Here is a 14,412-nt window from a genome sequence, read left to right as displayed (position 1 = left end):
ACGTAAAGAGGGATTATCCCCATGTAAAGGGATGAATCACCTTGTTATTAGCGGTACGGCCATTCGATGAGCATCGACGGAGGGGGAGGGCCTTAGCGGCCCATCCCCCTTACGTGCTGGCTCTAGGAATTAAGCGGGTGGAGAGATGGATGGATTCCATCGGCGCGCCCGGCCGTTCAATCCGGCGCAGCAGCGCTTCGATCGCCCGTCCGCCCAGCTCTTCCTTGCACAGGTTGACCGTTGTGAGCTGCGGTGAAACGAGTGTTGACGCCTCCACATTATCGATGCCCGCAATGCGGGCAGATTCCGGGATGCTGATGCCTTCGGCCTGAAGCTTTCGCATCCAGCGGATAGCAATATCGTCATTGGCTCCGATCCAGGCATCCGGACGCTTGTCCGGCTCGGTATGGACAAATTGCTGGTACAAGGCGTTCTCCCAGCCTGGTTCGCCATAAGGAATTCGCCATTCGGTCAGTCTGGCCTCTGTCCCGTGAGGGCTGTCCATGGCAGACCTCGCGCCGGCCAGGCGGTCGGCGAAGCTGGCAGACCAGGCCTTGTCGGTAATAAAGCCAAGATGTGTACAGTGCAATGACAATAGATGTCGGGTGATAATGGACCCGGCCTCAATATTGTCATTATTTATTTTGTCACAGGATATGAGCGGATCGACATGATCTACGAGCACATACGGGCGTTCCGCACGGGCGACAAGACCCAAGATCGAATGGGGAAAAGTGCCCATGACCACGATTCCGCCACAGCGAGTCCAATCCAGATGCGGAGCCAGCATATGCTGCGGGGATTCCGGCTCGCCAGTGAGTTTCGCAGCTTCCAGCTCCGGCGATACAATGACATAGGGCAGCCCCTGCTGGTCACAGCTCATCAGCATGCCATTTAAGACCCGCTGCCAATAGGAGTGGTTGCCTGAATGGATATGGCGCATGCAGATCAGGATGAACGGAGAGGGGGCGTCCGACTCCCGCCCGGTTTCCGAAGGCTGTGAGAATGAAGCCTTCTGATAGCCAAGTGATTTGGCCAGTTCAATCACGCGCTGCCGCGTCGCTTCACTTACCCCCGATTTCCCGCTTAACGCGCGAGAAACCGCATATTTGGACAGGCCCAGCTCGTCGGCCAGTACTTGAATTGATACTTTTCGTGCCATAGCAGCTCCTTCTTGGATCGATCACGCATCCTAATGTGTTATCCTAATAAAAATAACATGATGATCCTCGAATCACAAGCATTGAAGGATCGGGGACGCTGCTTCATAATGGATTTAGGAAGGAGGGATTTGGCAATCGTGAGAAGATATGCAAAAGTAATGCTGACTTTGACGGGGTTAGTGCTCCTCGTGGTCATGATTCATACGGGACTGGATATTCAGGCCAGGGATAATGCGTATTTGGTGTTCACGGAACACGCAGATGAGTCTCTTCTACAGCGATTGGAAGAGAGCCGCATCCCTTATGTCATAGATGAAGCTGGAAATTTTGATGATCAAAGCCAAGGATAGTGAACAGGTGCTTGGATGCTGCACATGACACTGGATTCAGGGGAGGGCCGAATGAAGAGTAAGCATTGGAACATGTTATGGATTGTGGTAGCGGGGATTATTGTTACCGGTATGATTGCAGCGGCTGTTCAATCCAGGACGACGTTTAAAGCGCTTGTTCATGATGCCATAGGGGACCCGGAGAATACCTATTCAATCGTCATGCATAAGTACGCTTTGGGGAAGCTGGAACCAGGGATAGAAATCACGGACAGGGAACGGATCAACCAGGTCTTTGAGCAGCTGTCTGATCTGGAATTAAGAGCTGCCGAGAGCCGGGGGATTGACGAACGATACGTTCTGTGGTTCAGACCTAGTAGCGGTCCGACCATTCATGTGACGTTTCACGAGAATAGGGTGCAAATCAGCAACAGCTTAAGCAGGCATAAAAAATATGCTTCAACCTATGAAATCGTAAATGAATTTGATTTTAACGAGGTAAAAGCGTTGTTTGAGATCAGTCAATAGAATCGAACAATCGTATGAGCCGCATGACAGCTTCCCCATAGGGACGCTGTTTTTTTGTGCTTCCAAAAGAGACTGAGCTATAGCACCTCTGGCCCTTCATTACGCTGGTTTGGTAATTTTATATAGATTACATAATAATCCCATAAATATAACATAAAAGAAATTATGTCTTGTCTACCCATTCAAAATATTGTAAAGTAACTTATCAAACAGGGAATTGTTCTCTCAATTGTTAGGAAATATAACAAATTAATGATTGGTTCGAGGGAGGTTGTCGGACATTGACGAAATTCGAGAGAAGAAGCAGAAGTCTGGCGAATGACGACATGAATCTATCCTTCATATGAAAAGGGGCCTGTACTATGACTCAACCCATTCTGCAGATCGAAGATTTACGCACCCATTTCTTCACCGATCGCGGGGAAATTCCTGCTGTGGATGGTGTGAGCCTCCATGTGCATGCCGGTGAGGTCCTCGGCGTTGTCGGGGAATCAGGCTGTGGCAAAAGCGTCACCTCGCTTTCGGTGCTAAGGCTTATCCCTTCGCCGCCAGGCAAAATTGTAGGCGGAGCCATTCGCTTCAAAGAGAGGGATATTCTCCGCTTAAAGGAACGGGAGATGCGCGGAATCCGCGGCAATGCAATATCCATGATCTTTCAGGAGCCGATGACCTCGCTGAATCCGCTGTTCACAGTCGGTCAGCAAATAAGGGAAGCGGTTTCTGCCCATCGGGGACTTGGCAAAAAGGAAGCGAGAGCCCACACGGTGGACATGCTGAGGAAAGTCGGCATCCCAAGGCCGGAGTCCATCATTGATGAATATCCTCATCAATTATCCGGGGGCATGCGGCAGCGGGTCATGATTGCGATGGCGATATCCTGCGGCCCGGAGCTGCTGATTGCAGATGAGCCGACGACGGCGCTGGATGTGACCATTCAGGCGCAGATTCTTGATTTGATTCGTCGTCTGAACGAAGAGAATGGCACGGCGGTCATGATGATTACGCATGATCTTGGCGTTGTCGCCGAGATGTGCGACCGCGTCGCGGTCATGTATGCCGGGAAGGTTGTGGAAGAGGGAACGGTGCGGCATATATTCAAAAATCCGCTGCATCCCTATACCCAAGGGCTGATCCAGTCGGTGCCGAGAATGAACGAGCAGCGCCGCCGCCTGTTCTCGATTCCTGGCCATGTGCCGATTCTGCATACGCAGATGAAGGGCTGCCGATTCGCGGATCGCTGCCAGCATGTGATGCCGGCATGCTATGAGCAGCTTCCCGAGCTCGTGGAGCTTGAAGCAGGTCATCGTTCCCGGTGCCTGCTCCACGAAGTCAAGTTCAAGGAGGACGTCGTATGAGTGAGCCGCTGCTCCAGGTCGAGCATCTGAAGAAATATTATCCGATCGAACGCAAGTGGTTCGGAAAGCAGGGGGCCGTGGTCAAGGCGGTGGACGACATTTCTTTTTCCGTGATGCAAGGAGAGACATTCGGCCTTGTCGGGGAGAGCGGCTGCGGCAAATCGACGACAGGCCGGGCGCTGCTGCGGCTGATCGAGCCGACAGGAGGCCAGGTGCGGTTTGACGGAACGGAGCTGACAGCACTGTCTGCGAAGGAGCTCCGAATGAAGCGCAGGGATATGCAGATCGTGTTCCAGGACCCGTTCTCTTCGCTGGACCCGCGGCATACGGTGCAGCGAATCCTGGAGGAACCGCTGATCGTCCATGGAATTGGGGACCGGCAAGAACGGCAGCGGATGATCCGCGAGCTGACCGATGTGGTCGGACTTGCGCAAAGTCATCTGCAGCGATATCCGCATCAATTCTCCGGCGGGCAGCGACAGCGGATCGGCATTGCGCGGGCGCTGTCGCTGCGTCCGAAGCTGATCGTAGCCGACGAGCCGGTGTCGGCGCTGGATGTGTCGATTCAGTCGCAGGTGATCAACCTGCTGCAGGATTTGCAGGAGGAATTCGGATTAACGTATCTTTTTATCGCGCATGACCTTAGTGTCGTCAAGCATATTTCTGACCGGATAGCGGTGATGTATCTCGGCCGCATCGTCGAGATTGCGGAGAAGGACAAGCTGTACTCTGCTCCCCGCCACCCGTATACCCAGGCGCTGCTGTCGGCGGTGCCGGAGCCTGATCCGGATATGAGGCGGGCGCGTATCCTTTTGCAAGGAGAGGTGCCGAGCCCGGCCGACGCGCCGGTCGGCTGTGCGTTTCATACGCGCTGCCCGAAGGTGATGGACATCTGCCGGGCCCGCAGGCCGGAGCTGGCCGAAACCGGGGAAGGGCATCTGGCGGCATGCCATCTGTATCCGGATACGTTGCAGGAAGATGAACGAATTCATTCTTGAAGCATTGATTCAGTTTCTCTTAACAACGAATAATCACCATTTTATGAAGAGGTCTAGAGACTTCGGATTGCGGTTTATCGACCGGACCTGCGGTCCGGCCTTATATAAACAACATTCTATTTTGTTATAAGAAGGGAGCCATAATATGAAAGCAAAGAGATGGAGCAGCAGCCTGTTATTGTTGATGCTTGGCATCATTGTAGCCCTCGCCGGCTGCAGCGGCGGAGGCAGTGGAAGCAGCGAAGCGCAGGAGCCGGATACCGGTCAGCAAGCCGAAGGTGAAGTGCCGGCATCTTCCGCGCAGGATACGTTGATTGTCGGCCGCGGAGGGGACTCAGCCGCTCTTGACCCGGCGATCGTGACAGATGGGGAATCGCTGAAGATCGGGCATCAAGTTTTTGATTCTTTGCTGGAATATAAGGAAGGAACGACAGAGATTCAGGGATCCTTGGCCGAGAGCTGGGACGTTTCAGAGGATGGGCTTGAGTATACGTTCAAGCTTCGCCAAGGCGTGAAGTTTCATGATGGGACAGATTTCAACGCCGATGCTGTGGTGTTCAACTTCACGCGCTGGTCTGACCCGAACAGTGAATATAAGTTTAGCGGGGAATCCTTCTATTATTATGACTCCATGTTCGGGCCCGAAGGCAGCAGAGTGATCAAGGAGGTTAAAGCTCTGGACGAATTCACGGTCGTGTTCACATTGAACCAGCCGCAGGGACCTTTTCTGCAGAACCTCGCGATGACCTCCTTCGGAATCGCCAGTCCGACCGCGCTGCAGGAGAAGGGGGAGAACTTTAAGAATGAGCCGGTTGGCACAGGGCCGTTTGTATTTAAAGAGTGGCGACGCAACGACTCCATCACCCTGGAGAAGAATCCGGAGTACTGGAGAGAAGGGCTGCCGAAGCTGAACCGCGTCATCGTGCGCTCCATTCCCGACAACTCCGCCAGATTCAATGCGCTGCAAAGCGGGGAGATTGACCTGATGGAGGATTTGAGTCCGGATGATCTGGCCGTGCTGGAGAGCAATCCGAATCTGCAGAAGATTGAACGTCCGTCCAACAACGTTGGTTACCTGGGATTCAACTTGAAGAAGGAGCCGTTCAATGATCCGAAGGTCCGGCTGGCGCTCAGTCATGCTGTGAACAAGCAGGGAATTATCGACGCATTCTTTGCCGGACAAGCCGTTCCGGCGGTGAATCCAATACCGCCATCGATGTGGGGATATAACGACAGCATTCAGGACTATGAGTATGATCTGAATAAAGCGAATCAGCTGCTGGCGGAAGCGGGGTATCCGGACGGGCTCCCTGGCGAATACGTCTTCTATGCGATGCCGGTGCCTCGCCCGTATATGCCGGACGGCAAAAAGGTTGCCGAGGTCATCCAGGCGGATTTTGAGAAGATTGGGGTAAAGGTAACCATCGAGTCTCCGGAATGGGCGACTTACCTGGATGAGGTCAGGGAAGGCGAGAAGGATGATATGTACATGCTCGGCTGGACCGGGGACAACGGCGACCCGGATAACTTCCTGTACACACTGCTCGACAAGGATGCGATTCCTTCCAATAACTACAGCTATTACGCCAGTGACGAGCTGCATGAAATTCTGATTGCGGCCCAGCGGGAGAATGACCAGGACAAGCGTGCCGAGCTGTACGAGCAGGCGCAGGTCATCATTAAGGCCGATGCGCCATGGGTGCCGATTGTGCATACGACCCCGCTTCTGGCTGCCCAGGCCAATGTAAAAGGGTATGTTCCCGCACCGACCGGGTCTGAGTACTATTACAACATTTACTTTGAATAACGGGCGGCACGATAGCGCCGATGGCAGGTGGTCCTCTTCATGAAATCTTATCTATTGAAGCGTCTGTTCGTGATGGTCCCGGTCCTGATCGGAATGACGATCATCGTGTTCTCCATTATTCATGCGATTCCTGGCGATCCGGCTGAGACGATACTGGGGCAGAAGGCAACAGAGCAGTCGAAGGAAGAGCTGCGAGAGCAGCTCGGGCTTAACAACCCGTGGTACCAGCAGTATTTCACGTACCTCGGAGATCTGTTGAAGGGAGATCTGGGGCAGTCGATCCGCACGAAAGTGCCGATTGCCCAAGAGATCATGCCGTATTTGGCGGCAACGGCAGAGCTAACGATCGCGGCGATGGCATTTGCCGTGTTCTTCGGTGTCAACGCAGGCATCATCAGCGCCTGGAAGCAAAACTCGTGGTTTGATTATATCAGCATGCTGGTTTCGCTTGTTGGCGTGTCGATGCCGATATTCTGGCTCGGGTTAATGGAGCAGTGGCTGTTCTCCCTGAAGCTCGGCTGGCTGCCATCCATTGGCCGGATGGACCAGCGCAATCCGGTGGAGGCTGTCACCCATCTATATTTGATTGACAGTATGCTGGCAGGCAGATGGGATCAGCTGTGGACGGTCGTCAAACATCTGATTCTGCCCAGCGTGGCGCTCGGCACCATTCCGATGGCGATCATCGCCCGGATGACCCGTTCGAGCATGCTTGAGGTGATGAATTCCGATTATGTCCGCACGGCGAAAGCGAAGGGGCTTTCCCAATTCTTCGTTGTGTACAAGCATGCGCTGAAGAATGCATTCATTCCGGTGCTGACGGTCATCGGGCTTCAGACGGGCGCGCTGCTTGGCGGTGCGGTGCTGACAGAGACCATCTTCGCCTGGCCGGGGGTCGGACGTTACATCTATGAGGCGATCAGCTCACGCGATTATCCGGTTATCCAATCCGGCATTCTGATCATCGCTTTCCTGTTTGTCATGATCAATCTGATGGTGGATTTACTGTATGCAGCCGTGGATCCGCGCATTCGCTATCGGTAAAGGAGGGGAAGCATGGGACATATTACTGCAAATACGAGTGGCGGCCCTGTCGTGACGGCGGACAAGCCGTCCGGACCTTGGCGAGATGCATGGCGGGCTTTCCGCAAAAATAAAATGGCGATGCTCGGACTGTCCATGATTCTGCTGTTTGTTCTAATCGCGCTTCTCGCCCCCGTTCTGTCCCCTTATGACTACAAGGCGCAGGAGCTGAGCAACCGGCTCCAGCCACCTTCAGCCGCCCATTGGTTCGGGACGGATGATTTGGGGCGCGATATCCTGAGCCGGGTGCTGCACGGAGCACGTATCTCGCTGTGGGTCGGCACGTTCTCAGTTGTCGGCTCCATCATCCTCGGCACCCTGCTTGGCATACTGGCCGGTTTTTTTGGCAGATGGCTCGATATGATCATCTCGCGGCTGTTCGACATTCTGCTGGCCTTTCCAAGCATCCTGCTGGCGATTGCCATCGTAGCCATTCTGGGACCGTCATTGCAAAATGCGCTGCTGGCGATCGCCATCGTCAACATACCGACATACGGCCGCCTCGTGCGGGCCAAGGTGCTCAGTCTGAAAAACGAGGAGTACATTACGGCCGCCCGGGCGATCGGAATGAAGAACAGCGGCATCTTGCTGCATCATATTATGCCGAATAGTCTGACGCCCATCATCGTTCAAGGCACGCTCGGTATTGCTACAGCCATAATTGAAGCAGCTGCGCTCGGCTTTCTCGGCCTTGGCGCCCAGCCTCCGGCCCCGGAGTGGGGCAAGATGCTGTCGGATTCGCGTCAATTTATCGCCACAGCGCCGTGGACGGTCATGTTTCCCGGCCTATCGATCATGTTTACCGTGCTGGCATTCAATCTGATGGGGGACGGATTGCGCGATGCGCTTGATCCGAGAATGAAAAGTTAATTTTTGCAAATGCTACTGCCGGGTGAAGACTGCCCGGCAGTTTTTGTGTCGCTCTGAAAGAGATGCTATCCGAGGAATCAGGACCGTTATGAAATGCTATGATATGAAATGAAATGTTCATTTCCTAAACTTCCCTAAGATGAATGTGTGAAATAAATGTTAATTATCGTCACGTAATCATCATTTGCTGTTATAATTTATAACATATATATTGGGATAGGGTAGATGGAGGAGATGTATAATGGCAATCAAGTCAAGAAAGGTGACAATTGTAGGCTCCGGACTCGTCGGCGCGGCCTGCGCGTATTCGATGATCAATCAATCGGTATGTGATGAGATTATGATGGTGGACCGGACGTATGACCGCGCAGTAGCCCAGGCGCTGGATCTGTCACATTGTATGGATTTTACTTCAACGCGCACCAAGGTGTACGCCGGGCGGCTGGAGGACTGCCGCGATGTGGATGTCGTTGTCCTGACGGCCGGAGCCAATCCGAAGCCGGGACAGACGCGACTCGATGTGCTGGAGGAAGCGGATCAAATTACGCGAGATCTCGTGAGCAAAGTGGTGGCGGGCGGATTCAACGGTGTATTTGTGGTTGCCGCCAATCCGGTCGATATTGTTACCCATATTGTGCAAGAAGTGTCGGGCTTCCCGCGCAGCCGGGTGATCGGAACCGGCACGTCCATTGATTCCGCCAGGCTGAAAACGCTGCTGTCCGAGGTGTTCTCGATTGATCCCCGCAGCGTCAACGGATATGCGATGGGGGAGCATGGCGACTCCCAGTTTGTAGCCTGGTCGCATGTCACGATTGGCGGCAAGCCGCTGCTGCACATTCTTGATCAGCATAAGGAGCGTTTCCGTGACGTGAATCTGGATGAAATTGCGCGCAAGACGAAGGATGCCGGATGGGAGATCTTTACGCGCAAAGGCAACACGCAATTTGGCATCGGCAATGCACTGGCTTACATCGTTCGTTCTATATTAAATGACGAGCACCGGATTATCGCGGTATCTGCCGTGCTGGAGGGTGAATATGGCCAGCGCGAAGTGTGCACCGGCGTACCGGCAATCATTGGGGATGTCGGCATTGAAGAGGTCATCGAGCTGAATCTGAGCGAGGAGGAGCTGGAGAAATTCAACCATTCCTGCAATATTCTGCGGAATGCAATGAACGGGCTGCGTACTCGAAATGAAGGAAAGTCTATGGCGTGATGTCCTGTGACAGCTGCTGATTCATCACTGAAGCTGAGAAATATAGTCTGGCCGTAAAGCGTCAGATCGCCGCTTTCGCTCACACTCCAGACGATCGGCCTGCCGAGGCACGAAAAGAGCCATGCCGGTTGGCGATATCGAGGAATATGGGTAAAGTTAAAGTAGTTCAATTATCCAAATGTGAAGGGAGCGGATGAAATGGATCTGGGGCTTGCAGGGAAAACGGTGCTGATTACCGGCGGGAGCAAAGGCATCGGGCTTGAAACCGCGGTGACATTCGCGGCAGAAGGGGCCAAGGTTGCGATTAGCGCCCGGAATGAAGAGCAGCTCAGAACGGCGGCGCTGCATATCCAGCAGTCTACCGGCAGCACTGTGCTGACGATTGTGGCGGATGTGACGAAGCCGGAGGATTGTGAGAGGATGGTGGCCGAGACGGCGGAGCGTTATGGCCAGCTGGATATCGTTGTAAACAACGCCGGGACAGCGGCTGCAGGGCCGTTTGAACATATCAGCGATGAGCAGTGGATGTCGGACCTGGACCTCAAGCTGCTGGCGGCCATCCGGGTGTCCCGCGCTGCCCTTCCGCATCTGCGCCAGGCAGGCGGCGGTTCGATCATCAACATCACCACTTCATGGGCGAAAACACCGCCGGCATCTTCGATGCCGAGCAGTGTCAGCCGGGCCGCCGGACAGGCGCTGACCAAGGCGATGAGCCGCGATCTGGCTTCGGACGGGATTCGGGTTAACACCGTGTGCATCGGCACGATTCGCAGCGGTCAGCTGGAGGAGCGGTGGAAGCGGGAGGCCCCTCATCTCAGCTGGGAGGCGTATGCGCGTGACCCGCGCCACAATATCCCGCTGGGGCGCATTGGCGACACAGAGGAGGCCGCGCGGGTGATCGTCTTTATGGCTTCGGATGCGGCCTCTTATGTGACGGGAACTTCGATCCACATTGATGGCGGTTCAGCGCCAGCGCTGTAACACAGCTTCAGCTCAAGGAAATGTCTGAACCATCTGCAGCTGCGAAAACGGTTAGAGCGACCAAGAGCTTGCAGCAGTCCTGCTACGGATAGCTGCGGGCTCTTGTTGTCACTTGCGGGAATGTGCGGAGATGTGTTTACACAGATGCTCGGCACTTGACATACGCCATAGGTTAGAACTAGAATGGTTACAACGGTGGTGATGACATTGAAGCAGATCAGTACGCGTTTTTCCATAGCGGTCCATACCTTGAGCTTAATTGCGGTCAGTCCTGCTAATGACTGCACCGGAGATTACATAGCCGGAAGCGTCAATACGAATCCTGTCATTATCCGGAGAATTATCGGCATGCTGAAGAAGGCAGGGCTGGTGGACGTTCGACCGGGAGTGGGCGGCGCGTCCCTGCTCAAGAGACCGGAGGAGATTACGCTGCTGGATGTATACCGTGCCGTTCATGCTGCGGAGGAGAAGCAGCTGTTCCGGATTCATGAAGATTCGAACATCGATTGTCCCGTCGGACGAAATATTGAACAGTCGCTCCAGACGGAACTGCTGGCCGCTCAAGTGGCGATGGAGCAGAGGCTGGCGCAGACCACACTTGAACGGTTGATTCAATCTTTTCATGATCAGTAGAGGACGAGGAAGCGGGTTAAAGGAACCTGTTCACCTGTGGCAGACTCCCTCGAGATTTGACCAACGTATCAGGAGGGCAGATCCGCTATTGACTGTACCGGGAACAGTGCTGCTTGTTGATTTCTGGCGGCCAGATGATGAACGGGAGATAAGTTTTCAGCGAAGCTGAAGCTTTCTTATACACTCGTTGTAACAGGAATTGTTATAACAAAAGTGGGTACAACTATACCGAATGGAGGAGAATAGGATGAAATATTTAGTAACGGGAGCAACAGGACAGCTCGGTTCCAAAGTGGTGGAGGCGCTGTTAACATCCGTACCTGCTGAGCAGGTGGCGGTCAGTGTGCGCAATCCGGCGAAGGCCGAAGGACTTCGCGCCCGCGGGGTGGATGTCCGGCAGGCGGATTTTGACGATCCGAGCTCGCTTGACCAGGCTTTTGCAGGGGTTGACCGCCTGCTCATCATCTCGGCGGACGGAGACAATGAGACACGTATCCGTCAACATAAGAATGCCGTGGAGGCCGCAGCCCGAGCGAAGGTGGGCTTTATTGCCTACACGAGTCTGGCCAATGCAGCGAACAGCCATTTGCAGCTTGCGCCGCCGCATCAGGCAGCGGAGAAAGCCATTCTTGACACCGGAATTCCATATACGATCCTTCGCAACAACTGGTATTTGGAGAACGAGCTGTCCACCATTCAAGCCGTGCAGGCGGGCGCGCCTTGGGTCACATCGGCGGGAGAGGGTAGGGTTGGCTGGGCCTTGCGTCAAGATTATGCGGATGCCGCTGCAGCCGTGCTGACAGGAAGCGGCCATGAGAACATGATTTATGAGCTGTCCGGGAAGCTGCTGTCTCAGGAAGAGCTGGCTGCGGCAGTTGGAGCTGTGCTTGGCAAGGAAGTGAAGGTTCAGCAAGTCGACGATGCTGCCTACGCAGACATCATGAAAGGCGCAGGCGTGCCGGAGTTCATCATTCCGATGCTGGTCGGCATTCAGCAGGGGATTCGCGACGGGGAGCTTGCGGTGGAAAGTCAGGATTTCGAGAAGGTTCTCGGTCGCCCTGCAACGCCGCTCCATACCGCGCTCGAACAACTGATCAACCGCTAATGGACTGAATCAGAAGAGAAGTATAACAGAAGAATAGTAGAACAGAAGAACAAAAGAACGGGAACGGCCTTCCACAGCGGGAGGCTGTTTTTTTTATTCCCAAGGAAAGGAGGGATGACGCTGGAAGGGCTCGCCGTCATGGGGAAGGGATGGATGTCGATAGATTGAAGGATACGTATGTTTTGTACCGCTTTAGGTGCCAAAGCTGTTATTTTCGGGAAATATTTTACAGAGTGTTTACCCGGCTCTGACGTAAAGAACAAATGCTGCTGTTACAATGGAGAAAAGTTCTTTTGCCAGCTTCGCTTATCGAGATATCATCACCCCTCAGCACCAGCGACCCTGCCGGTTTCACGGGCAGACAGACATGACATCTTAGCTTAAGGAGAGACTTAACCATGGACCGTGATCATTATTCCGTATCCACATATGCATATATTGATACTCCTCTTATCGAAACGGTTAGCATTCTATCGGCAGCCGGCTGGAAGCAGATCGAAATCATGTGCGAAGGCGGACATGAGGAGGTGCTTGCCTGGCCGGAGGAGCGAATTGCCGAACTGGAGCAAATGGGCCGGGAGCGCGGCATCCGCTTCAGCGTTCATGCGCCGTTTACCGGCTGCAACCCTGCGGCCGAGGACCCGGAAGAGCGCAAGCGCTCGGAGCTCGTTGTGCTGAACACCATCCGGGTAGCTGAGCTGCTGAATTCCAGCTTTATCGTCCTCCATCCCGGGCGCGGATCGGGTGGCTGGTCTCCGGCCCATGCCCGAGGGGCTTCCGGAGCAGCGGCAGAGCAGCTTCATGAGGCCAAACGCCGCGTCAGCCATTTTCTGGCCCGGATTCTGGAGATGACCGCAGAGTCGGACATCGTCATAGCTCTGGAGAATGCTCCGCCTTATCCGGGACTGTACGGGGTGGAGATGTCATTTCTTCGGGACATCGTCGATACACTGGACTCCCCGCGCGTCGGCATTGTTTTTGATGCCGGTCATGCTCATATGACGGGGGAAGGGCGCTGTCTGCTGATGCTGCAGCAAGCCACGCCGCGGCTCGTTGCGCTCCATCTCAGCGACAATGCCGGACAATCTGATGAGCACTTGGGACTTGGGGCAGGCACGGTGCCGCTGGAAGCGATGACCGCTTGGCTGATGGCCAACCGATACAACGGGCATTGGGTGCTGGAATTGCGCCGTGCCGATGACCTCCAGCCTTCGGTGGCCCGGCTTCATCATCTGCGGAGCTGCTACCAGCAGCTAGGCAGGCATGTGCTGTAGCCGTTCAGCTGCTGCCAGGCTATGATGCTATAAAGATGCTATGATGATGCCTGAAGAACGAATTCAGCCCTATATGGCTGCCTCGCAGGCTCATATAGGGCTGGCTGATCCGCTGCGGTTAGCGGATATATTCGACAAAGGTTTTGGCAGCGCTGGACAGCGGCACATTGCGCATCGTCATCACGCCGACTCGGGAAGGCGGCAGATGCACATCCAATTGAATTTCGAACAGCGTTCCTTCGTCGAGCTCTTTAGAGAGAAACTCTCGGGTGACATAGGAGATGCCAAGACCTTTTTTGGCAAATTCAATCAACAGGTCAACACTGCCCACTTCAATCTCGGGCTTGATGTCATAACCGTAGTCATGGAATAATTCCGTAATGGCCATCCGTGCGCGGCTGTTGCGTGAAAATAAAATGATCGGATACTCCATAAGCTGCTCGAGTGTGAGCACCTTCCCTTTCAGCTCGGCAAAATGGGCCCCCGCCACAAAGCAATCCTGCAGCTCTATGCCTTCCTTCACTTCAAGCTGGGGATCGACAATCGGCAGGCGCACGACCCCCAGATCAATCCTTCCCTCCTTCAGATAGGTGATTACCTCAGGCGTCGTCCCGTGGATCAGGGAAAGTCCGATGAAAGGATACTGCTTGTGGTATTTCTCAAGGTACGGAAGCAGATAGTGCTTGAACAGCGAATCACTTCCCCCGATTTTCAGCTCCCCGGCTTCCAGGTTTTTCAGCTCGGCCATTTTTTTCTCCGCAAGGGAAATCAGAATGTTGGACTGCTCGATATAGGAGTACAGAATCGCACCTTCCTGCGTTAGGGCAACCCCTTTGGAATTCCGGTAAAACAGCGTGATGCCAAAGCTGTCCTCAAGCTGCTTGATGGCGTGGCTGACACTCGGCTGCGTAATGTACAGCGCTTTGGCCGCCTGGGTCAAGCTTCCAGTTTTGGCCGCCAAGTAGAAAACTTTATACAATTCGTGGTTTATCATAGACTCCATCTATATCTCCCCCGAAATATATTAATTACCTGTATAGATATGATCTGTATTATAGTTGAACAAAGAT

Annotated in this window: 14 protein-coding genes; 12 read left to right on the top strand and 2 right to left on the bottom strand. The window is 54.1% G+C overall.

Annotated elements, in window-relative coordinates:
* Window positions 1-109 precede the first annotated feature (109 nt).
* Window positions 110-1,162, bottom strand: a complete 1,053-nt coding sequence (locus tag CHH75_RS01590) for a LacI family DNA-binding transcriptional regulator (RefSeq protein ID WP_095397273.1) — start codon at window positions 1,160-1,162, stop codon at window positions 110-112.
* Window positions 1,163-1,300: 138 nt separating this feature from the next.
* Here CHH75_RS01590 and CHH75_RS01585 point away from each other — a divergent pair, with 138 nt between their 5' ends.
* The 12 genes from CHH75_RS01585 (at window position 1,301) to CHH75_RS01530 (ending at window position 13,342) form a co-directional block, all read left to right on the top strand.
* Complete coding sequence (locus tag CHH75_RS01585) at window positions 1,301-1,513, top strand: hypothetical protein (protein WP_141235797.1); 213 nt, start codon at window positions 1,301-1,303, stop codon at window positions 1,511-1,513.
* A gap of 51 nt (window positions 1,514-1,564) precedes the next feature.
* Complete coding sequence (locus CHH75_RS01580; RefSeq protein ID WP_095397271.1) at window positions 1,565-2,020, top strand: hypothetical protein; 456 nt, start codon at window positions 1,565-1,567, stop codon at window positions 2,018-2,020.
* A gap of 362 nt (window positions 2,021-2,382) precedes the next feature.
* Window positions 2,383-3,375, top strand: coding sequence for an ABC transporter ATP-binding protein (locus tag CHH75_RS01575; RefSeq protein WP_095397270.1), 993 nt, complete (start codon window positions 2,383-2,385; stop codon window positions 3,373-3,375).
* Window positions 3,372-4,373, top strand: coding sequence for an ABC transporter ATP-binding protein (locus tag CHH75_RS01570; protein WP_095265277.1), 1,002 nt, complete (start codon window positions 3,372-3,374; stop codon window positions 4,371-4,373). Before CHH75_RS01575 ends, CHH75_RS01570 begins: the two co-directional genes overlap by 4 nt.
* Before the next feature lie 145 nt (window positions 4,374-4,518).
* Entirely contained in the window at window positions 4,519-6,180 is a 1,662-nt protein-coding gene (locus CHH75_RS01565) for an ABC transporter substrate-binding protein (protein ID WP_095265276.1), read from the top strand.
* Between the two features lie 39 nt (window positions 6,181-6,219).
* Window positions 6,220-7,224 (top strand): ABC transporter permease, encoded by a 1,005-nt coding sequence (locus tag CHH75_RS01560; RefSeq protein ID WP_095265275.1) that lies wholly within the window; start codon window positions 6,220-6,222, stop codon window positions 7,222-7,224.
* Window positions 7,225-7,236: 12 nt separating this feature from the next.
* Window positions 7,237-8,133 carry a nickel transporter permease gene (nikC, locus tag CHH75_RS01555; protein ID WP_095265274.1) on the top strand — a complete coding sequence of 299 codons (897 nt, stop codon included), beginning with the start codon at window positions 7,237-7,239 and terminating at the stop codon, window positions 8,131-8,133.
* A gap of 241 nt (window positions 8,134-8,374) precedes the next feature.
* Entirely contained in the window at window positions 8,375-9,349 is a 975-nt protein-coding gene (locus tag CHH75_RS01550) for an L-lactate dehydrogenase (RefSeq protein ID WP_095265273.1), read from the top strand.
* Between the two features lie 198 nt (window positions 9,350-9,547).
* Entirely contained in the window at window positions 9,548-10,330 is a 783-nt protein-coding gene (locus tag CHH75_RS01545; protein ID WP_095265272.1) for an SDR family NAD(P)-dependent oxidoreductase, read from the top strand.
* Between the two features lie 183 nt (window positions 10,331-10,513).
* A complete protein-coding gene (locus tag CHH75_RS01540; protein ID WP_095265271.1) occupies window positions 10,514-10,963 on the top strand; it encodes an Rrf2 family transcriptional regulator in 450 nt (149 codons plus the stop codon).
* Between the two features lie 247 nt (window positions 10,964-11,210).
* Window positions 11,211-12,068 (top strand): SDR family oxidoreductase, encoded by an 858-nt coding sequence (locus CHH75_RS01535; RefSeq protein WP_095265270.1) that lies wholly within the window; start codon window positions 11,211-11,213, stop codon window positions 12,066-12,068.
* A gap of 398 nt (window positions 12,069-12,466) precedes the next feature.
* Window positions 12,467-13,342 (top strand): sugar phosphate isomerase/epimerase family protein, encoded by an 876-nt coding sequence (locus tag CHH75_RS01530; protein WP_095397269.1) that lies wholly within the window; start codon window positions 12,467-12,469, stop codon window positions 13,340-13,342.
* A gap of 118 nt (window positions 13,343-13,460) precedes the next feature.
* On the opposite strand, the gene CHH75_RS01525 is transcribed toward CHH75_RS01530, so the two are convergent.
* Entirely contained in the window at window positions 13,461-14,345 is an 885-nt protein-coding gene (locus CHH75_RS01525; protein WP_095265268.1) for a LysR family transcriptional regulator, read from the bottom strand.
* Between the last annotated feature and the right edge of the window lie 67 nt (window positions 14,346-14,412).

Origin of the sequence: Paenibacillus sp. 7541 (genome assembly GCF_002276395.1) — a bacterium.
GTDB classification, from domain to species: Bacteria; Bacillota; Bacilli; order Paenibacillales; family Paenibacillaceae; genus Paenibacillus_AQ; species Paenibacillus_AQ campinasensis.
The sequence above is the reverse complement of the archived record's forward strand: the minus strand, read 5'-3'. Positions and strand labels throughout refer to the sequence as shown.